Genomic DNA, 21,131 nt, shown 5'->3' with positions numbered 1-21,131 from the left:
GTGTCACCCCTTGACCGCGCCGGCGGTGAGGCCGCGCAGGAAGTATTTGCCAGCGAGGACGTAGACCAGCAGGGTCGGAAGCCCCGCGATCATCGCCGCCGCCATGTCGACGTTGTATTCCTTGACCCCGGTGCTGGTGTTGACCAGGTTGTTCAGGGCCACGGTGATGGGCTGGGCGTCGCCGCTGGCGAACACCACGCCGAAGAGGAAGTCGTTCCAGATCTGGGTGAACTGCCAGATCAGGCAGACCATGATGATCGGCACCGACATGGGCAGCAGGATCCGCCCGAAAATGGTGAAGAACCCCGCCCCGTCCAGACGCGCCGCCCGCACCAGGGCCTCGGGCACGCTGCAGTAGTAGTTGCGAAAGAACAGCGTGGTGAAGGCCAGCCCGTAGACGATGTGCACCAGCACCAGGCCGGTGGTGGTACTGGCCAGGCCCAGCTTGCCGAGGGTGAACGAAGCCGGCAGCAGCACGGTCTGGAATGGCAGGAAGCAGCCGAACAGCAGCAGCCCGAAGAACAGCTGCGAGCCACGGAAACGCCACATCGACAGCACGTAGCCGTTGAGCGCGCCCACCAGGGTCGAGATGAGCACCGCCGGCACGGTGATCTTCACCGAGTTCCAGAAGTAGCCGCCTACCGTGTCCCAGGCCTTGATCCAGCCGATACCGGTGACCACTTCCGGCCAGCTCAGCAGGTTGCCGGTGCGGATGTCGTCGGGCGACTTGAAGCTGGTCAGCAGCATCACCACCAGCGGCACCAAGTACAGGGCGCAGGCGGCCAGCAGGGTGGCATGGATGGCCAGGCGGCTGGGGGAGAACCAACGCGGGCTAGTCATGGCGCTTGTTCCTCAGTTCCGAATACAGGTAGGGCACCAGGATCGCCAGGATGGCGCCGAGCATGAGGATCGCACTGGCCGAGCCCATGCCCATCTGCCCGCGGCTGAAGGTGAAGTTGTACATGAACATCGCCGGCAGGTCGGAGGCGTAACCCGGCCCGCCAGCGGTCATGGCGGCGACCAGGTCGAAGCTCTTGATGGCGATGTGGGCGAGGATCATCAGGGCGCTGAAGAACACCGGGCGCAGGCTCGGCAGGACGATGCGCAGGTAGATCCTCGGCAGGCTCGCGCCATCGACCTGGGCGGCACGCACGATCGACGAGTCGACCCCACGCAATCCGGCCAGGAACAGCGCCATGACGAAGCCCGAGGCCTGCCACACGGCAGCGATCACCAGGCAGTAGACGACCCGGTCCGGGTCTACCAGCCAGTCGAAGCGAAACCCCTCCCAGCCCCAGTCGCGCAGGAGCTTGTCCAGGCCCAGGCCGGGGTTGAGCAGCCACTTCCAGGCGGTGCCGGTGACGATCATCGACAGGGCCATGGGGTAGAGGTAGACGGTGCGGATGACGCCTTCGCGGCGGATGCGCTGGTCCAGCAATACCGCCAGCAGCACGCCGACAGCCAGGCTGATGGCGATGAACAGGCCACCGAAGACCAGCAGGTTCTTGCTGGCGACCCACCAACGGTCGTTGTCCAGCAGCTTCAGGTACTGGGTCAGCCCGGCCCACTTGTAGCTGGGCATGAAGCTGGAGTGGGTGAAGGACAGCACGAAGGTCCAGAGGATGTAGCCATAGAAGCCCACCAGGACGATCAGCATGCTGGGGGCCAGCACCAGTTTCGGGAGCCAGCGCTGCAGGGCGTCCAGGGGGGAGGCCCGCAGGGTTGCGGTTACTGTGTTCATGAGGAAATCCTGCTGGGGTGCATGGATTTATGGAGTGCGGTGTCAGTTCTGGCCTATTCGCGGCGGTTCGGCGCGAATAGGCCAGAACTGACACCCCGCCTTACTGGGCCGCCTTGATCGCCGCACCCAGTTGCCGGGCCGCCTTGGCCGGATCGGCCTTGGGGTCGTTGAGGAAGTTGGTGACCACGTCGAAGATGGCCCCCTGCACCGCCAGCGACGAGGCCATGTTGTGCGCCATGCTCGGCTGCAGGCCTTCGCCTTTTCCGGCCTCCTGGAAGTCCTTCTGCGACTGCTGGGTGCAGGCGTCGAACGGGCTCATGTCCATGCCCTGGCGCACCGGCAGCGAGCCCTTGGCCTGGTTGAAGACGGTCTGGAAGGCCGGCTCCAGGGCGACCTTGGCCAGGTCGGCCTGGGCCTTGATGTCGTTGTCGTCCTTGAGCTTGAACATCGCCAGGGAGTCGATGTTGTAGGTGAAACTGCCCTGGGTGCCTGGGAACGGCACGCACTGGTAGTCCTTGCCGGCGACCTTGTGGGCTGCGGTCCATTCGCTCTTGGCCCAGTCGCCCATGATCTGCATGCCGGCCTTGCCGTTGATGACCTCGGCGGCGGCGATGTTCCAGTCGCGGCCGGCGCGGTTGGGGTCCATGTAGCTACCCAGGCGCTGCAGGACCTTGAAGGTCTCGACCATCTTGTCGCCGGTGAGGGTCTGCGGGTCCAGCTCGACGAACGCCTTGTGGTAACCCTCAGGGCCGAGGATGCTCAGCACCAGGCTCTCGAACACGGTGCTGTCCTGCCATGGCTGACCGCCATGGGCCAGGGGCTGGAAGCCGGCGGCCTTGAGCTTGTCGGCGGCGGCGAACAGCTCGTCCAGGGTGGTCGGCACCTTGGCGCCGGCCTTGTCGAACACCTGCGGGTTGACCCACAGCCAGTTCACCCGGTGGATGTTCACCGGCACCGCGACGTAGTGGTCGTCGTATTTCCAGATGTGGGTCAGCTTGGCCGGCAGCAGTTGATCCCACTGGTTGGCCTCGGCCACCTCGTCCAGCTCGGTGAGCAGGCCCAGGGCGCCCCATTCCTGGATGTCCGGCCCCTTGATCTGCGCGGCGGCCGGCGGGTTGCCCGCCACGGCGCGGCTCTTGAGCACGGTCATGGCCGCGGCACCACCGCCACCGGCCACGGCATTGTCCTTCCAGGTGAAGCCGTCCTGCTCGATCTGCTCCTTGAGGGTCTTGACCGCCGCGGCTTCACCGCCCGAGGTCCACCAGTGCAGGACTTCGACGGTGCCGTTGTTGGCAGCGATGGCAGAAAGGGGCATGAGCGAAGCGAGGGAAACGACAGCGGCGAGACGGGTGATCGCATTCATCGTGAAAACCTTTCTTGTTGTTATGCAGGTGCAAGCTGAGGCTTGCGCTTGCCCCGAAGTCTAACCAGCACACCGGCGCCGCCAGGTAACGAAGGGATGCGCGAATGTCACCGAACCGTGACATTCGCCGCTCAGTCGGCCGTGCGCGGCAAGCTCAAGGTGACCCGCAGGCCACCCTGGCGCAGGTTCAGCAGGCTCACCTCGCCACCGTGGCTGTGGGCGATGTTGCGCGCGATCCCCAACCCCAGACCGTAGCCCTGCTGCTGCCCGGCCAGGCGAAAATGCGGCTCGAACACCTGCTCCAGGCGCTGCTCAGGCACCCCGGGCCCCTGGTCGTCCACTTGCAGGACGAACCCGGTGGCGCTGTCGAGGATGCGCAGGTGCGCCCGCTCGCCGTACTTGATGGCGTTGTCGATCAGGTTGCCGATGCAACGGCGCAAGGCCAGCGGCTTGCCCGGATAAGGCGCCAGTGCGCGGCCCTCGACGGTGATGCGGCCATCGCCCAGGTAGGGCTCGGCGAGGATCTCCAGGACCTGGTTGAGGTCGATCGGCTCGATGTTCTCGTGGATGTCGGTGTCCTTCACGCACTGCAGCGCGCCCTTGACCAGCAGCTCCAGCTCGTCGAGGTCGCGGCTGAACTTGGCCTGCATCCGCTCGTCGTCGAGCAGCTCGACCCGCAGGCGCAGGCGCGTGATCGGCGTGCGCAGGTCGTGGGAGATGGCGCTGAACAACTGGCTGCGCTCGGTCAGGTAGCGACTGATGCGCTCACGCATGCTGTTGAAAGCGCGCCCCACGTCGGCCACCTCGCTGCCACCGCCTTCGGTCACCGGCGCCACGTCCGCCCCCAGCGACATCTCCCGCGCCGCCCGCGCCAGGCGCTTGAGCGGGCGGCTCTGCCAATGCACCAGCAGGCCGATGAACAGCAGCAGCAAGGCCGTGGTCAGGGCGATGAAGCCGATCTGCTGGCGTGGCAGCCGCTCGGCCTCCAGGCCCGTGTAGGGCTCCGGCAGCAACGAGGCGATGTACAGCCACTCGCCCTCGTCCAGGCGGATCTGCGTCACCAGCACCGGCGGGTTGAGCGGCTCCAGGGTCAGCGAGTAGTGCGCCCAGGAGCGCGGCAACTCGTCGAGCCTCAGGCCGCTGTTGAAGATGCGCAGCTCCTGGGGGCTGACGAACGCCACGCTGATCTCCACCTGCTGGCCGAGGCGCTCGTGCAATACCTCCTGGAAGACCTCGATCACCGCCTGCTTGCGCGGCGTGACCGGCAGCAGCGGCATGTCCAGGGGCTTTTCGTTGAGCGAGACGAAGAAGCGCGTCCCGCCCATGCTGCGCAACTGGTCGAGGATCATCGGCCGGTAGGCCACCGGCAACGAGCGGAAGTAACTGACACTCGCGCTCATGGAATGGGCCAGGCTGCGGGCGCTGGCCTGCAGGCCCTGCAACTGGCTGGCACGCAGCTGCGACACCCAGATCAGGCTCGACAGCCCTTGCGCCAGCAGGACCACCAGCAGGGTCAGCAGCAGCATGCGCCCGAGCAGCGAGCGCGGCAGCAGGCGCCAGCGCCGTTCAGCAGGCCGCGCAGACATGGGCCGCCAGCAGGTAGCCGCTGCCGCGCACGGTGCGGATCAGGCGTGGTGGCTTGTCGGTGTCGCGCAGCCGCTGGCGCAGGCGGCTGACCGCCATGTCGACGATGCGATCCAGGGGCATCGGCTCGCGGCCGCGGGTGGCATTGCCGATGGTGTCGCGGTCGAGGATCTGCTGCGGATGGTCGAGGAACAGCTTGAGCAGGGCGAAGTCGGCGCCGGAGAGGATCACCTCCTCGCCATCACGGTGGAACAGGCGATGGCTGATGGTGTCCAGGCGCCAGTCGTCGAAGGCCAGCACGGCACCGGCCGGCGCGGCCTGGGCGAATTCGGTACGACGCAACAGGGCCTTGATCCGCGCCTGCAGCTCGCGGGGGCTGAAGGGTTTGCCGAGGTAGTCGTCGGCCCCCAGCTCCAGGCCGATGACCCGGTCGGTCTCGTCGGAACTGGCGGTCAGCATGATGATCGGCACCCGTGCCTGGCGCGGGTGCTGGCGCACCCAGCGGCACAGGCTGAAGCCGTCCTCGTCGGGCAGCATCACGTCGAGGATCACCAGGTCGCAAGGCTGGCTGTCCAGTGCCTGGCGAAAGCCCTGGCCATCGGCCGCGGCGTGGACCTGGAAGCCGGCCCGGCTCAGGTAGGTTTGCAGCAGTTCACGGATCTCCTGGTCGTCGTCGACCATCAGGATCGATTTTCCGGCAGTGCTCACAACGTCCCATCCTCTGGTTGGCGCGGGTCTTCATGCCCGCTGTTGTCGGGGCTGCTGTGCAGCCCGCTTGAATCAGTCCTGCAATGCCTGCTGCAACGCCACCCCGGCACCGAGCAACCCGGAGAACTCCGCCGTCACCAGCCATACCGGCAGCCCTTCGAAATACCCGCTCATGCAGCCCTTGTCGGCAAAGCTTGCAGCGAACCCGCTGTGCAGGAACAGCTCGGCAAAGCGCGGGATCACGCCGCCGACGATATAGACCCCGCCCCGCGCCCCGAGGGTGAGCACATTGTTGCCCGCCACCCGGCCAAGAAAGCGGCAGAACTGCTCGATCACCGCCATCGCCCGTGGCTCGCCGCCCAGGGCGGCATCGGTGATCTGCGCCGGGGTCTTGTGCCGTGGCGTATCGCCGTCCAGGGCGCAGATGGCCTGGTACAGGCGCACCAGGCCGCCACCACTGAGCACGGTCTCGGCGCTGACATGGCCGATCTGCCGGTGGATCTGCTGGTGGATCGCCGCCTCGCGGGTATTGCCCACCGGCAGGTCGACGTGCCCGCCCTCCCCCGGCAGCGCCAGCCAGCGCTGTTCATCCAGGCGCAACAGGGTGCCCACGCCCAGGCCGGTACCAGGGCCGATGACCAGCGCCGGACGCGCAGGGTCCGCCTCGCCCGGGCAGACCTGGCGGTATTCGCCGTCCTGCAGGCGGGTCATGCCCAGGGCCATGGCAGAAAAATCGTTGAGCAACAGCAAGCGCTCGACCTGCAGCGCCTGGCAGAAGGCACGGCGGCTCAAGCGCCAGTGGTTGTTGGTGAAGCGGAACTCGTCGCCATCCACCGGCCCGGCCACCGCCAGGCACACCGCCGCCAGAGCGCCACGGCCGATGCCCTGCTCGGCAAGGTAGGCCTCGATGGCCTGTTCGGGGCGGGTGTAGTCGGCAGTCGCCAGCACCTGCACGGCATGCAGCCGGTTATCGCGCCACAGGGCGAAACGGGCATTGGTGCCGCCGATGTCACCGACCAGCAAGGCCTTCATTTGAGGTTCTCCAGGGCCGAGGTGAAGGCGCTGGCGCCCTGCTCGGCCGGGCTGAACGCCATGCGCATGAAGCCGAACAGCTCGCGGCCACAGCCCAGGTCGTTGCCCCGGGGTGGCTCGGGCAACTCGCGGGCGGCCATTTCCTCGGCCGGTACCATGACCTGCAGCGTGCCTTCGACACCGTCGACCCGCACGATATCACCATCGCGCACCCGTGCCAGCGGGCCGCCGTCATAGGCTTCCGGGCAGACATGGATGGCCGCCGGGATCTTGCCCGAGGCGCCAGACATACGCCCGTCGGTGACCAGCGCCACCTTGTAGCCACGGTCCTGCAGCACGCCGAGGAACGGCGTCAGCTTGTGCAGCTCGGGCATGCCGTTGCAGCGTGGCCCCTGGAAACGCACCACGGCGACGAAGTCGCGCTCCAGCTCCCCGGCCTTGAAGGCATCGGCCAGGGACTGCTGGTCGTGGAACACCCGCGCCGGCGCCTGCACCACCTGATGCTCGGGCGCCACGGCGGAAACCTTCATGACCCCACGACCCAGGTTGCCCGCCATCACCCTCAGGCCACCTTCGGCCGAGAACGGCCGGGCCACCGGCCGCAGGATGTTCTCGTCGAGGCTTTGTGCCGGCCCTTCGCGCCAGACCAGCTTGCCGTCCTCGAGAAACGGCTCCTGGGTATAGCGGCGCAGGCCATGGCCGGCCACGGTGTTGACGTCCTCGTGCAGGAGCCCGGCGTCGAGCAGTTCGCGGATCAGGAAGGCCATGCCGCCGGCGGCCTGGAAGTGGTTGATGTCGGCCTTGCCGTTGGGATAGACGTGGGACAGGGTCGGCACCACCTCGGAGAGGTCCGCCATGTCCTGCCAGGTCAGCTGGATGCCGGCGGCCTGGGCGATCGCCGGGATGTGCAGGGTGTGGTTGGTCGAACCACCGGTGGCATGCAGGGCGACGATGGCGTTGACCAACGCCTTCTCGTCGACGATCTCGCCCAGGGGCATGAAGCTGCCGCTGGCCTTGGTCATGCGCGTGACCTGCTGCGCCGCCTCGGCGGTCAGGGCATCGCGCAGCGGCGTGTAAGGGTTGACGAACGAGGCGCCCGGCAGGTGCAGGCCCATCACTTCCATGACCAGCTGGTTGGTGTTGGCGGTGCCGTAGAAGGTGCAGGTGCCGGGGCTGTGGTAGGACTTCATCTCCGACTCGAGCAGTTCCTCGCGGCTGGCCTTGCCCTCGGCGTAGCGCTGGCGCACGTCGGCCTTCTGCTTGTTGGAGATCCCCGAAGGCATCGGCCCGCCAGGGACGAAGATGGTCGGCAGGTGACCGAAGCGCAGCGCCCCCATCATCAGGCCGGGGACGATCTTGTCGCAGATGCCCAGCATCAGCGCGGCGTCGAACATGTTGTGCGACAGGGCGACGGCGGTGGACATGGCGATCACTTCGCGGCTGGCGATGGCCAGCTCCATGCCCGGCTCGCCCTGGGTCACGCCATCGCACATGGCCGGCACGCCACCGGCGAACTGGCCGACCGAACCGATCTCGCGCAGGGCCTGCTTGATCAGTTCGGGGAAGTGCAGGTACGGCTGGTGGGCCGAGAGCATGTCGTTGTAGGCCGAGACGATGGCCACGTTGGCGGCGTTCATCATCCGCAGGGCCTGCTTGTCCTGGGTGCCGCAGCCGGCCACGCCGTGGGCGAAGTTGGCGCACTGCAGGCCGGCGCGCATCGGTCCGTCGCTGGCAGCGCCGCGAATCAGCTCCAGGTAGCGTTCACGGGTGGGACGGCTGCGTTCGACCAACCGTTCGGTGACCTCAAGGATGCGCGGATGCATGTACTGGACTCCAGGCTAACAGTGGGGGTGGTCTCACAGGGCATTTCCCCTTCAAACGATTGCGACCTAGGCTCAAGGAAAAGGTGCCTGAGGCAATCGAGGGAAGGCTGGCCCAACCACTCGTTGTAGGTTTAAACAAAATACTGCCATCAAAAAGGCTTGTTTTCTATCTGTCAGTGAATAATCTTGTAATTCCAACAACAAAACCGTTTCAGTGAAGCTGCTCTTTTTGCCACAGGCTTCACCCGGACCGCCAGAGGTAGTGCCATGACCCTTCGCATCGCCATCAATGGATTCGGCCGCATCGGACGCAACGTCCTGCGCGCACTCTATACCCAAGGCTACCGCCAGGACCTGCAGGTCGTCGCCATCAACGACCTGGGTGACAGCGCCATGAACGCCCACCTGCTCAAGTACGACAGCGTGCATGGGATCTTCGAGGCCGATGTCCAGGCCGATCACGAGAGCCTGACGGTCAATGGCGACCGTATCGCCGTCAGTGCCATCCGCAACCCGGCGGAGCTGCCGTGGAAAGCCGAGGCGGTGGACGTGGTGTTCGAATGCACCGGGCTGTTCACCGAGCGCGCCAAGGCCGCCGCTCACCTGGCCGCCGGAGCCGGCAAGGTGATCGTCTCGGCACCGGCCAAGGGCGCCGATGCCACGGTGGTGTATGGGGTCAACCACGATATCCTGCGCGCCTCGCACCAGGTCATTTCCAATGCTTCCTGCACCACCAACTGCCTGGCGCCGATCGCCCAGGTGCTGCACCGCGAGTTCGGCATCGAGCAGGGCCTGATGACCACCATCCATGCCTACACCAACGACCAGGTGCTCACCGATGTCTATCACGGCGATCCGTACCGTGCACGTTCGGCGACCCAGTCGATGATCCCGAGCAAGACCGGCGCCGCCGAGGCCGTGGGCCTGGTGCTGCCGGAACTGGCCGGCAAGCTCACCGGCATGGCGGTCAGGGTACCGGTGATCAACGTGTCGCTGGTGGACCTGACCGTCAACCTCAAGCGCGAGGCCAGCGCCGAGGAAGTCAACAGCTTGTTCCTCGAGGCCAGCCGGCATTCCCGGGTGCTGGGCTACAACGCCCTGCCGCTGGTGTCGTGCGATTTCAACCACAACCCGCTGTCGTCGATCTTCGATGCCAACCATACCCGGGCCAACGGTCGGATGCTCAAGGTATTGGCCTGGTACGACAACGAATGGGGCTTCTCCAACCGCATGCTGGACAACTGCCTGGCGCTGTGCAACGCCCGCTGATCGCTGGCGGGGTATGGGCAGGGCTGCTTTGCAGCCCATCGCCGGCAAGCCGGCTCCCACAGAGCCCCTGCAAACCGCATCATCCAGGGTACGACTCGTCCCCCTGTGGGAGCCGGCTTGCCGGCGATGGGGCGCGAAGCGGCCCCAAATGGCCGTTGAAGCCTTGACTCACCGGCATTGGGAAAGCGACGGCTGCCGATCTTTACCTAATCGTGACACTTCCAGGCTTGACCTTGGCCAATGATGATAAGCATTATCATTCACCTCCTATCGGCCCAGGTTTCCCCGTGAGTCAGTCCCGGTTCAACACAGTCTTCCTAACCCAGCGCCTCACCCTGCTGCGTACGTTGCAGCGCATGGTCGGCAACCCCAGCACGGCCGAGGACTTGCTGCAGGAAACCTACCTACGGGTCACCCGTGCCTTGGGCGAACGCCCCATCGAGCACCTCGAGCCGTTCGTTTTCCAGACTGCGCGCAACCTTGCCCTCGACCACTTGCGGGCACGCCGGGTGCAGGCACGGACCCTGGTCGACGATGTCCCCGAGCAGGTGCTGCACAATGTCGCCGCCCAGGCCGGCAGCAGCGAGGACGCCGCCCATGCCGAACAATTGCTCAGGCACCTGAGTGTCAGCCTTGGCCAGCTCACTGCGCGCCAGCAGCGGATCTTCATCCTCAGCCGCCTGCATGGCGCCAGCTACCTGGAAATCGCCGAACAGTTGAAGGTCTCGGCCAGCACGGTGCAGAAGGAACTGAAACTGATCATGGCCATCTGCATGGGCGTGGCCGACCGGCTCAAGTGAGCCGACCGCTCGCCGGCCGACCGAGGCAAAGCCCTTGCCATGCCTCGCCGCAGCCCTGATCATTCAAAAAAAAACCTACCGCAAGGAACCTCCGTGACCGACAGCCCCGTCCCTCGCCCGTCACCCGCCGGGCCTGACGCCCGTGCCCGTGCCATGGACGAGGCACTGGACTGGCTCGTGCGCCTGCAATGCGCCAGCGAGGACGATACCCGTGCCTTCGAAGCCTGGTTGAGCGCCGCCCCGGAAAACGCCGAGGCCTATGTCGAGGCCGAAGCCCTGTGGAACGGCGCGCCCCTGCGCCAGGCCGCCAGCCACCTGCACCACAACCGCCGCCGCTCCCTTGGCGGGCGCCTGCGTGCCCACTGGAAACCTCTGGCCACCGCCGCCGTGTTGCTGGTCGGGCTGTTCACCTTCGGCAACCTGCCGGTACGCCTGCAAGCCGATCACCTGACTGTGGTCGGCGAGCGCCAGCGCCTGCAACTGGACGATGGCGCGCAGGTGCTGCTCAACACCAACTCGGCCTTCGCCAGCGACCTGCGCGAGGGCCGCCAGGTCGCCCGCCTGCTCCAGGGCGAGGCGTATTTCCAGGTGCCCGGCGGCATCCAGGCGCCCCTGGAAGTCCAGGCCGGACCACTGCGTGCGCAGGTGCACGACACCGACTTCGCCGTGCGCTACCTCGATGGCCAGGCCCAGGTGCGGGTGCAACGCGGCGACGTCGACCTACAGGCCGCCAGCGACCAGCGCATCCGCCTGAGCGCCGGCGACAGCATCAGCGTCGGCCCCCAGGGCTTCAGCCAGCGCCAGCGCCCGGACATGAGCAAGGAACTGGCCTGGATCGACGGCCGCCTGGTGTTCGAGAACTGCCCGCTGAGCCAGGTCCTCGACGAGCTGCGCCGCTACTACCCCGGCTGGATCATCAGCCGCAACACGCAGCTGGAGCAGGTCGCGGTGACCGGCAACTACCGCCTCGACCAACCCCTGGAAACCTTGCGCGCCCTGGCCCAGATCACCTCGGCGCAACTGCACGAGTACCCCGCGCTGGTGATCATCAACTGACCGACGAACTTTTTTTACGCGATCGCGCCGCCCTGCCCGTCTCGTTATAGCCAATGCAACTGATTCTTGTTTTGAAACAAGAACAGCCATCACCTATAACAGTTCGCGCGTCAGGGAGCGCCTTCGATGTCCACAGGTCCAACTCGTCCGTCCACCTCCTCCCGCCGCATGGGGCAGCTGTCGCTGCTGACCCTGGCCTTGCTCGCCAGCGGCGCCTGCAGCCTGCCGGCGCTGGCCGCAGAGCCCACCCAGGCCAGCGGCCCGCGCATGGGCGACTACCGCTTCGCCATCGCCCAGCAGCCGTTGGTCTCGGCGATCAACGCCTTCAGCCAGGTCACTGGTTGGCAGGTCGGCTTCAATGCCGAGTTGGCCGAGGGAGTGTCCTCGCCGGGGGTGCAAGGCTCGCTGGCGCCGGAGGCCGCGCTCAAGCGCCTGCTCCAGGGCACCGGCCTGGGCTATCGCAAGATCGGCAACGGCAACGTGGTGCTCGAACGCCAGGTGGCAGGCAACGCCATCGCCCTGCAGCAGCTCACCGTCAGCGCCACCCGCAGTGCCCAGGACGTCAGCCAGGTGCCCAGCACCGTCAGCGTGCAGACCCGCGAACAACTGGACCGGCAGAACGTCAACAACATCCAGCAACTGGTCCGCTACGAGCCTGGCGTGTCGGTCGCCGGCACGGGCCAGCGCAGCGGCCTCAATGGCTACAACATCCGCGGCATCGACGGCGAACGCATCCTGACCCAGGTCGACGGCGTGTCCATTCCAGACAGCTTCTTCTACGGCCCCTACGCCCAGACCCAACGCAACTATGTCGACCCGGAGATCGTCAAGCGCGTCGAGATTCTTCGCGGCCCGGCCTCGGTGCTGTACGGCAGCAATGCCATCGGCGGCGCGGTGAGCTACTTCACCCTCGACCCGGACGACATCCTCAAACCCGGCAAGGACGTCGGTGCGCGCCTGAAGACCGGCTACAGCTCGGCGGACGAAAGCTGGCTGACCTCCGCCACCGTGGCCGGCCGCCAGGGCGACTTCGACGGCCTGCTGCACCTGAGCCAGCGCAATGGCCACGAGACCGAATCCTACGGCAGCCATGGCGGCACCGGCCTGGATCGCACGCAGGCCAACCCCGAGGACGTGCGCACCACCAACGTGCTGGCCAAGCTGGGCTGGAACTACGCCGACGATGCGCGCCTGGGCTTTACCTACGAGCGCTACAAGGACGATCGCGACCAGAACATCCTCAGCGCGGTGGGCGGCCCCTTCATTCCCGGTTTTGGCGCCATGAATTCCTATCGCACGCGCCAGGGCAACGACACCGTGACCCGCGAGCGCTTCGGGATCAATCATGAATTCGGCCTCGACAGCCTGGTCGCCGACCATGCGAAGTGGAGCCTGAACTACCAGATCGCCAAGACCGACCAGCGTACCGATGAAATCTACGCGGCCTCGGGGCGCGAGGTATTCAGGGATCGCCAGACCACCTACAAGGATCGCCAGTGGGTCTTCGATGCCCAGTTGGACAAATCCTTCAGCATCGGCCCGACCGATCACCTGCTGACCTACGGCACCACGCTCAAGCACGAGAAGGTCACCGGTTCGCGCAGCGGCACCGGCACCTGCCTGAACGTGGGCGGCAGCTGCGCGTTCATCGGCCAGGACAGCAGCCGGGACGGCCAGGCACTGGTCAGCGATTTCCCGGACCCGACCGTCGACACCTACAGCCTGTTCGCCCAGGATGAGATCCGCTGGAACAACTGGACCTTCCTGCCAGGCGCGCGCTACGACTACACCCGCATGGAGCCGCACATGACCACCGAGTTCCTGCGCGGCGTGCAAGGCAGCGGCGAGGCCCCCGAGCGGATCGACGACTCGGACAAGAAATGGCACCGCGTCTCGCCCAAGTTCGGCGTGACCTATGCCTTCAACGACAACTACACCTGGTACGGCCAGTACGCCGAGGGTTTCCGTACGCCGACCGCCAAGGCCATGTACGGGCGCTTCGACAACCCAAGCCTGGGCTATCGCGTGGAGCCGAACCCCGACCTCGAGCCGGAAAAGAGCAAGAGCTACGAGACCGGCCTGCGCGGCAACTTCGAGGCAGGCAACTTCGACGTGGCGGTGTTCTACAACAAGTACCGCGACTTCATCAACGAAGACGCCGTGCAGTCGGCCAATCTGGGCTCGACCTTCCAGGCCAACAACATCAAGCACGCCACCATCAAGGGGGCCGAGTTCAAGGGCCGCCTGAACCTGGACCACTTCGGCGTAACCCAGGGCCTGTACACCCAGGGCTCGCTGGCCTACGCCCATGGCCGCAACGACGACAACGGCCAGCCGCTCAACAGCATCAACCCGCTCACGGCAGTGATCGGCCTGGGCTACGAGCAGCAGAACTACGGCGGCCTGCTCAGCTGGACCCTGGTCAAGCGCAAGACCCGCGTCGACGACACCACCTTCTTCGCCCCCGACGGCACCAGCTCGCAGTTCCGCACCCCGGGCTACGGCGTGCTGGACCTGACCGGTTTCTACAAGGTGACCGACGACATCACCGTCAATGCAGGCCTGTACAACCTCACCGACAAGAAGTACTGGCAGTGGGACTCGGTGCGCGGCTACGACGCCCTGGGCGAGGCAGCGGTGACCCAACCGGCCAACCTCGACCGCCTGACCATGCCGGGCCGCAACTTCGCCATCAACCTGGTGTGGGATATCTGACTGCAGTCAGGGGGCGCTTCGCGCCCCTTTCCAACCAGTACGGCGCCCCGGCAAGGCCGCTCCCACATGGCCCTTCAGCGCCCAGTATTTGTGATCGACTCGGCCCCTGTTGGAGCAGGCCGCGAAGCGGCCCCCTGACGATAATTTCACCTCTAGATGAGATTTTTTTACTGTTCCGTCTCACCTGGTTCGTCTTGTACTAGACAGCCTATTCCCAAGGACCCGCCTCCATGACCAGCACCCTTGCCTCTGAACGCCCAAGCCTGCGCTCGCAGCGCCTGAACCAGATCACCCATGCGCCGCACAGCGAGCTCGATGCCCTGGTCAAGTCCCATGCGCCGTTCGACAATCGCGAAAACTTCGCACGCTTCGTGGTCGCCCAGTACCTGTTCCAGTCCGAACTGCAGGCCCTGTACAACGACCCACAACTGATCGCCATCGTCCCCGACCTGGCCGAGCGCTGCCGCGCCGAACAGGCCCGCCTGGACCTGGCCGACCTGGACACCGAAGTCCCCGCACCGGTCTTGGGCGCCCTGCACAACCCGAGCCTGGGCGAGGCGATGGGCTGGATCTTCGTCTCCGAAGGCTCCAAACTAGGCGCCGCGTTCCTGATCAAGCGTGCCGTGGCCCTGGGTCTGTCGGACAGCTTCGGTGCCCGCCACCTGGGCGAACCGGCCGGTGGCCGTGCCGAGGGCTGGAAGCAGTTCACCCGCATCCTCGACAGCCTGGAGCTGTCGGCCGAGGAGGAGGCCGCCGCCGAACGTGGCGCGGTCGCTGCCTTCGAGCGCTTCACCGAACTGCTCAAGCATGCCTACGCCGCGGATGCCGCACTGGCCTGACACGCCTTACCCGGCCCCCCCTGGTGGCCGGACCGCCCCTTGCAGTGAGACCATGACCCAGCCTGCCCGCTCGAAGCTGTCCCGCCTGCTGTACGCGATCCTGGCCTATGTCAGCCTGGGGATAGGCCTGGTCGCCATCGTCGTGCCCGGCCTGCCGACCACCGAGTTCATTCTCCTTGCCGCCTGGGCCGCCACCCGCAGCTCACCGCGCCTGAGCGCCTGGCTGGAGAACCACCGGCTGTTCGGGCCGATCCTGTACAACTGGCGCAACGGCAAGGTCATCCAGCGCCGCGCCAAGGTCAGCGCCACCGTCAGCATGCTGCTGTGCGCCACGCTGATGCTGGTTTTCCTCGAGCATCGCTGGCCGGTGTTCCTGGCCCTGGCCGGCATGGCCCTGGGCAACCTGTGGATCTGGTCGCGCCCGGAGCGGCCTACCCCGCCCTGCCCCGGCACCGGCCCGGCCTGACGCTCACAAGCCCAGCAATCCCGAATACAGCGCATAGGCCGCCAACCCCGCCCCCACCAGCACCGCCGCGAAGATCAGCCTCTCCCACTGGGTGAACAGGGCTTGCCCCTGCTCGCGCTTGGCCCGGGCGAACAGCACCACCCCCGGCGCATAGAGCAGCGCCGACAGCAGCAGGTACTTGAGCCCTCCGGCATACAACAGCCAGATGGCATAGACCAGCGCCACCAGCGCCACCACCAGGTCCTTGCGGCGCATTCGCTCCTGCCCCGCGTAGCCCTCGCCTCGCAACGTGAGCAACACGGCGTAGGCCGCCGACCAGAAGTACGGCACCAGGATCATCGACGAGGCCAGGTAGATCAGGCTGGTGTAGGTGCCTGCGGAGAACAGCGTGATCAGCAGGAACCCCTGGATCATGCAGTTGGTCAGCCACAGGGCGTTGGCCGGCACATGGTTGGCGTTCTCGCGGGCCAGGAAGCGCGGCATGGTCTTGTCCCTGGCCGTGGCGTAGAGGATCTCGGCGCACAGCAACGCCCAGGACAGCAGGGCGCCGAGCAGCGACACCGCCAGGCCGATACTGATCAGCAAGCCTCCCCAGGGCCCGACGATGTGCTCGAGCACGGCGGCCAGCGACGGGTTCTGCAACTGCGCCAGCTCCGGCTGGGTCATCACCCCCAGCGATAGCACGTTGACCAGCACCAGCAGCGCCAGCACGCCGAGAAAACCGATCACCGTGGCCTTGCCCACGTCGCAGCGGTGCAAGGCCCGGCCGGAATAGACACTGGCGCCTTCGATGCCGATGAACACGAACACCGTCACCAGCATCATGTTGCGCACCTGCTCCAGCACGCTGCCGAACTTGGGATTGCCCAGGCCCCAGATGTCGCGGGTGAAGATGTCGGCACGAAAGGCGAAGGCGGCGATGACGATGAACATCAGCAGCGGCACGAGCTTGGCCACGGTGGTCACCTGGTTGATGAACGCCGCTTCCTTGATGCCGCGCAGCACCAGGAAGTGCACGGCCCACAGCAACAACGAGGCGCAGCCGATGGCCACCGGCGTGTTGCCCTCGCCGAATACCGGGAAGTAGAAGCCCAGGGTGCTGAACAACAGCACGAAGTAGCCGACATTGCCCAGCCAGGCGCTGATCCAGTAGCCCCAGGCCGAGGAGAAACCCATGTAGTCGCCGAAGCCGGCCTTGGCGTAGGCGTACACCCCGGAGTCCAGCTCAGGCTTGCGGTTGGCCAGGGTCTGGAACACGAAGGCCAGCGCCAGCATGCCGACGGCAGTGATGCCCCAGCCGATCAGCACAGCGCCCACGTCGGCCCGCGCCGCCATGTTCTGCGGCAACGAGAAGATCCCGCCGCCCACCATCGAACCGACCACCAGCGCGATCAACGCCCCCAGGCGCAGCTTTTGTCCCGGTTCGCTCATGGGGCCTCCCCCCTGCGTTCTGTCATACGCATGAAACAACCCTTGCGTTCATATAAAAGCTGCAGCCAATTTATATTAGACCAGGCGATCAGAGGCAGAAGATTCATAACCAGTATTTCTATGCCACCTGCAACTTCACGCCCGTTATTTCCGTGACGTGAATCACACTGCACCGGTACACAATGTGTTTACCCGGAAAATTTGCTTATTACCCAAAAGCGGCTAGCTTCAACATTCGCAGGCCGGTGGAGCGATTGCTCCAGATGGACATGGAGGTGCCAGCGCACAAGGCCTGCAGCCACGCTGTCGGCACTCTCCAGGAGGCGCGTGAAGGAATTTTCCTACTTCACAACGTCATGAACTGATCTGCATCAGCGAATGACGAAGGCGTCGGATTTATTCTGTCGTCAACTTTCTCCTGGCACGGAGTTGTTAAATGTCTGATTCTCCCGGAAAACTAAAACTGGGTGCACTTGTTGCACTTGTCGTCGGTTCGATGATTGGCGGCGGGATCTTCTCGTTGCCGCAAAACATGGCGGCCAGCGCCGGTGTCGGTGCCGTGCTGATCGGCTGGGCCATCACCGCCGTCGGCATGCTGACCCTGGCCTTCGTGTTCCAGACCCTGGCCAACCGCAAGCCTGACCTGGACGGTGGTGTGTACGCCTACGCCAAGGCCGGCTTCGGCGACTACATGGGTTTCTCCTCGGCCTGGGGCTACTGGATCAGCGCCTGGCTGGGCAACGTCGGCTACTTCGTGCTGCTGTTCAGCACCCTGGGCTACTTCTTCCCGATCTTCGGCGAAGGCAACACCCTGGCCGCCGTCATCGGTGCGTCGATCCTGCTCTGGGCCGTGCATTTCCTGGTGCTGCGCGGCATCAAGGAAGCGGCGTTCATCAACCTGATCACCACCGTGGCCAAGGTCGTGCCGCTGGCGCTGTTCGCCTTGATCTGCCTGTTCGCCTTCAAGCTCGACGTGTTCACCGCCGACATCTGGGGTGAGGGCTCACCTGACCTGGGCAGCGTGATGAACCAGGTACGCAACATGATGCTGGTCACCGTGTGGGTGTTCATCGGCATCGAGGGTGCGAGCATCTTCTCCTCGCGGGCGGAAAAACGCTCCGACGTGGGCAAGGCCACGGTCATCGGCTTCATCACCGTGCTGTTGTTCCTGGTGCTGGTCAACGTGCTGTCGCTGGGCGTGATGACCCAACCGGAACTGGCCAAGCTGCAGAACCCGTCGATGGCCGCCGTGCTCGAGCACGTGGTCGGCCACTGGGGCGCGGTGCTGATCAGCGTCGGCCTGATCATCTCGCTGCTCGGTGCCCTGCTGTCGTGGGTACTGCTGTGCGCCGAGATCATGTTCGCCGCGGCCAAGGACCACACCATGCCGGAGTTCCTGCGCCGCGAGAACGCCAACCATGTGCCGGCCAATGCCCTGTGGCTGACCAACGCCATGGTGCAGATCTTCCTGGTCATCACCCTGTTCTCCAGCAGCACCTACCTGTCGCTGATCTACCTCGCCACCTCGATGATCCTGGTGCCCTACCTCTGGTCGGCGGCCTACGCCTTCCTGCTGGCGGTACGCAGCGAAACCTACGAGCAGGCCCTGGCCGAACGGCGCAAGGACCTGATCATCGGCGGCATCGCCCTGTTGTACGCCATCTGGCTGCTGTACGCCGGCGGCGTGAAGTACCTGCTGCTCTCGGCCCTGCTCTACGCCCCTGGCGCGATCCTGTTCGCCAAGGCCAAGCGCGAGGTGGGCCAACCCATCTTCACCCCGGTGGAAAAACTGATCTTCGCGGCCGTCGTGGTCGGCGCCCTGGTGGCGGCCTATGGCCTCTACGACGGCTTCCTGACCCTTTGAACCACGTCTTCGCATTCTTGGAGGTATGAATCATGTCCACGGAAAAAGTGCAATACGGCGTCCACTCCGAAGCCGGCAAGCTGCGCAAGGTGATGGTCTGCGCCCCGGGCCTGGCGCACAAGCGCCTGACCCCGAGCAACTGCGACGAACTGCTGTTCGATGATGTGATCTGGGTCGACCAGGCCAAGCGCGACCACTTCGACTTCGTCACCAAGATGCGCGAGCGCGGCGTCGAGGTGCTGGAGATGCACAACCTGCTCACCGAGATCGTGCAGAACAAGGAAGCGCTCAAGTGGATCCTCGACCGCAAGATCACCGCTGACACCGTCGGCGTCGGCCTGACCAACGAAGTGCGCAGCTGGCTGGAAGGCCTGGAGCCGCGCCACCTGGCCGAGTTCCTGATCGGCGGCGTGGCCGGCCAGGACCTGCCGGAGAGCGAAGGCGCCAGCGTGATCAAGATGTACAACGACTACCTGGGCCACTCCAGCTTCATCCTGCCGCCGCTGCCCAACACCCAGTTCACCCGCGACACCACCTGCTGGATCTACGGCGGCGTGACGCTCAACCCGATGTACTGGCCAGCGCGTCGTCAGGAAACCCTGCTGACCACCGCCATCTACAAGTTCCACCCCGAGTTCACCAAGGCCGACTTCCAGGTCTGGTATGGAGACCCGGACAAGGACCACGGCCAGGCCACCCTCGAAGGCGGCGACGTCATGCCGATCGGCAAGGGCATCGTGCTGATCGGCATGGGCGAGCGCACCTCGCGCCAGGCCATCGGCCAACTGGCACAGAACCTGTTCGCCAAGGGCGCGGCGCAGAAGGTGATCGTCGCCGGCCTGCCGAAGTCCCGCGCCGCCATGCACCTGGACACCGTGTTCAGCTTCTGCGACCGCGACCTGGTCACGGTCTTCCCGGAAGTGGTCCGGGAGATCGTGCCGTTCATCATCCAGCCGGACGAAAGCAGGCCCTATGGCATGGACGTGCGCCGCGAGAACAAGACGTTCATCGAGGTGGTCGCCGAACAACTGGGCCTGGCCAAGCTGCGGGTGGTCGAGACCGGCGGCAACAGCTTCGCCGCCGAACGCGAGCAGTGGGATGACGGCAACAACGTGGTGGCGGTGGAGCCCGGCGTGGTCATCGGCTACGACCGCAACACCTATACCAACACCCTGCTGCGCAAGGCCGGTATCGAGGTCATCACCATCAGCGCCGGCGAGCTGGGCCGCGGCCGGGGCGGCGGCCACTGCATGACCTGCCCGATCGTGCGCGACCCGATCGACTACTAACGACCATCGCTTGCCGGCTGCCCCCACGCGGCGGCAGCCGGACACACCCCGAATCCAAGGAGAACCGTCATGGCGTTCAACATCCACAACCGCAACCTGCTCAGCCTGGAGCACCACTCCACCCGCGAGTTGAAGTACCTGCTGGACCTCTCCCGCGACCTCAAGCGCGCCAAGTACACCGGCACCGAGCAGCAGCACCTCAAAGGCAACAACATCGCCCTGATCTTCGAGAAGACCTCCACCCGCACCCGTTGCGCCTTCGAGGTCGCCGCCTATGACCAAGGCGCCAACGTCACCTACATCGACCCCAATTCTTCGCAGATCGGCCACAAGGAAAGCATGAAGGACACCGCCCGCGTGCTCGGGCGCATGTACGACGCCATCGAGTACCGGGGCTTCAAGCAAGAGATCGTCGAGGAGCTGGCCAAGTACGCCGGCGTGCCGGTGTTCAACGGCCTGACCGATGAATACCACCCGACCCAGATGATCGCCGACGTGCTGACCATGCGCGAGCACAGCGACAAGCCGCTGCACGACATCAGCTACGCCTACCTGGGCGATGCCCGCAACAACATGGGCAACTCGCTGCTGCTGATCGGCGCCAAGCTCGGCATGGACGTGCGCATCGCCGCGCCCAAGGCGCTGTGGCCGCATGACGATCTGGTCGAGCGTTGCAAGCAATACGCCGAAGAGAGCGGTGCGCGCATCACCCTCACCGAAGACCCGAAAGCCGCGGTCCAGGGCGTGGACTTCGTCCACACCGACGTCTGGGTGTCCATGGGCGAGCCGGTCGAGGCCTGGGGCGAGCGCATCAAGCTGCTGCTGCCCTACCAGGTGAACAAGGAACTGATGAAGTCCACCGGCAACCCGCGGACCAAGTTCATGCATTGCCTGCCGGCCTTCCACAACTCCGAGACCAAGGTCGGCAAGCAGATCGCCGAGCAGTACCCGAACCTGGCCAACGGCATCGAAGTGACCGACGACGTGTTCGAGTCGCCGGCGTGCATCGCCTTCGAGCAGGCGGAGAACCGCATGCACACGATCAAGGCGATCCTGGTATCGACGCTGGCCGACCTGTAACGCCACGCGCGATCCCTGTGGGAGGCGGGCCTGCTCCCTCCCACAGGCTCAGCATCGATCAGCACATTTCC

17 protein-coding genes are annotated in these 21,131 nt (G+C 65.5%); 9 read left to right on the top strand and 8 right to left on the bottom strand.

Annotation, left to right across the window (positions count from 1 at the left end; all coding sequences use genetic code 11):
* Positions 1-3 precede the first annotated feature (3 nt).
* From NJF35_RS01235 to edd, 7 genes are all read right to left on the bottom strand, one after another.
* Positions 4-840 carry a carbohydrate ABC transporter permease gene (locus tag NJF35_RS01235; protein ID WP_225787227.1) on the bottom strand — a complete coding sequence of 279 codons (837 nt, stop codon included), beginning with the start codon at positions 838-840 and terminating at the stop codon, positions 4-6.
* A complete protein-coding gene (locus NJF35_RS01230) occupies positions 833-1,741 on the bottom strand; it encodes a carbohydrate ABC transporter permease (RefSeq protein WP_225787226.1) in 909 nt (302 codons plus the stop codon). Before NJF35_RS01230 ends, NJF35_RS01235 begins: the two co-directional genes overlap by 8 nt.
* Positions 1,742-1,841: 100 nt before the next feature.
* Positions 1,842-3,104 (bottom strand): ABC transporter substrate-binding protein, encoded by a 1,263-nt coding sequence (locus NJF35_RS01225; protein WP_253081245.1) that lies wholly within the window; start codon positions 3,102-3,104, stop codon positions 1,842-1,844.
* Between the two features lie 131 nt (positions 3,105-3,235).
* The gene (locus tag NJF35_RS01220) at positions 3,236-4,690 is read right to left on the bottom strand and encodes an ATP-binding protein (RefSeq protein WP_225787224.1); all 1,455 of its coding nucleotides are present in this window, start codon (positions 4,688-4,690) and stop codon (positions 3,236-3,238) included.
* Complete coding sequence (gltR, locus tag NJF35_RS01215) at positions 4,671-5,396, bottom strand: two-component system response regulator GltR (RefSeq protein WP_225787223.1); 726 nt, start codon at positions 5,394-5,396, stop codon at positions 4,671-4,673. Before gltR ends, NJF35_RS01220 begins: the two co-directional genes overlap by 20 nt.
* Positions 5,397-5,468: 72 nt before the next feature.
* On the bottom strand, positions 5,469-6,428 hold the full coding sequence (locus NJF35_RS01210) for a glucokinase (protein WP_225787222.1): 960 nt from the start codon (positions 6,426-6,428) through the stop codon (positions 5,469-5,471).
* Positions 6,425-8,251, bottom strand: a complete 1,827-nt coding sequence (gene edd / locus NJF35_RS01205) for a phosphogluconate dehydratase (RefSeq protein WP_225787221.1) — start codon at positions 8,249-8,251, stop codon at positions 6,425-6,427. Before edd ends, NJF35_RS01210 begins: the two co-directional genes overlap by 4 nt.
* A gap of 267 nt (positions 8,252-8,518) precedes the next feature.
* Here edd and gap point away from each other — a divergent pair, with 267 nt between their 5' ends.
* The 6 genes from gap (at position 8,519) to NJF35_RS01175 (ending at position 15,396) form a co-directional block, all read left to right on the top strand.
* Positions 8,519-9,520, top strand: a complete 1,002-nt coding sequence (gene gap, locus NJF35_RS01200) for a type I glyceraldehyde-3-phosphate dehydrogenase (protein WP_225787220.1) — start codon at positions 8,519-8,521, stop codon at positions 9,518-9,520.
* A gap of 287 nt (positions 9,521-9,807) precedes the next feature.
* Complete coding sequence (locus NJF35_RS01195; RefSeq protein WP_225787219.1) at positions 9,808-10,320, top strand: RNA polymerase sigma factor; 513 nt, start codon at positions 9,808-9,810, stop codon at positions 10,318-10,320.
* Between the two features lie 93 nt (positions 10,321-10,413).
* On the top strand, positions 10,414-11,376 hold the full coding sequence (locus tag NJF35_RS01190; RefSeq protein ID WP_225787218.1) for a FecR family protein: 963 nt from the start codon (positions 10,414-10,416) through the stop codon (positions 11,374-11,376).
* Between the two features lie 126 nt (positions 11,377-11,502).
* The gene (locus NJF35_RS01185; RefSeq protein ID WP_225787217.1) at positions 11,503-14,091 is read left to right on the top strand and encodes a TonB-dependent receptor; all 2,589 of its coding nucleotides are present in this window, start codon (positions 11,503-11,505) and stop codon (positions 14,089-14,091) included.
* 230 nt (positions 14,092-14,321) lie between these two features.
* A complete protein-coding gene (locus NJF35_RS01180; RefSeq protein ID WP_225787216.1) occupies positions 14,322-14,930 on the top strand; it encodes a biliverdin-producing heme oxygenase in 609 nt (202 codons plus the stop codon).
* Positions 14,931-14,982: 52 nt separating this feature from the next.
* Positions 14,983-15,396, top strand: coding sequence for a YbaN family protein (locus NJF35_RS01175; RefSeq protein WP_225787215.1), 414 nt, complete (start codon positions 14,983-14,985; stop codon positions 15,394-15,396).
* 3 nt (positions 15,397-15,399) lie between these two features.
* Here the strand turns inward: NJF35_RS01175 and arcD (NJF35_RS01170) are convergent, their stop codons facing one another.
* Entirely contained in the window at positions 15,400-16,827 is a 1,428-nt protein-coding gene (gene arcD / locus NJF35_RS01170; RefSeq protein WP_225787214.1) for an arginine-ornithine antiporter, read from the bottom strand.
* 436 nt (positions 16,828-17,263) lie between these two features.
* Between arcD (NJF35_RS01170) and arcD (NJF35_RS01165) the strand changes: the two genes are divergently transcribed.
* From arcD (NJF35_RS01165) to NJF35_RS01155, 3 genes are all read left to right on the top strand, one after another.
* Complete coding sequence (gene arcD, locus NJF35_RS01165) at positions 17,264-18,691, top strand: arginine-ornithine antiporter (protein ID WP_225787213.1); 1,428 nt, start codon at positions 17,264-17,266, stop codon at positions 18,689-18,691.
* A gap of 32 nt (positions 18,692-18,723) precedes the next feature.
* Positions 18,724-19,980, top strand: coding sequence for an arginine deiminase (gene arcA, locus NJF35_RS01160; protein ID WP_225787212.1), 1,257 nt, complete (start codon positions 18,724-18,726; stop codon positions 19,978-19,980).
* A gap of 69 nt (positions 19,981-20,049) precedes the next feature.
* Complete coding sequence (locus NJF35_RS01155) at positions 20,050-21,060, top strand: ornithine carbamoyltransferase (protein ID WP_225787211.1); 1,011 nt, start codon at positions 20,050-20,052, stop codon at positions 21,058-21,060.
* Positions 21,061-21,131 lie beyond the last annotated feature (71 nt).

The organism is Pseudomonas guariconensis, assembly GCF_024127895.1.
Lineage (GTDB): Bacteria > Pseudomonadota > Gammaproteobacteria > Pseudomonadales > Pseudomonadaceae > Aquipseudomonas > Aquipseudomonas guariconensis_B.
The sequence above is the reverse complement of the archived record's forward strand: the minus strand, read 5'-3'. Positions and strand labels throughout refer to the sequence as shown.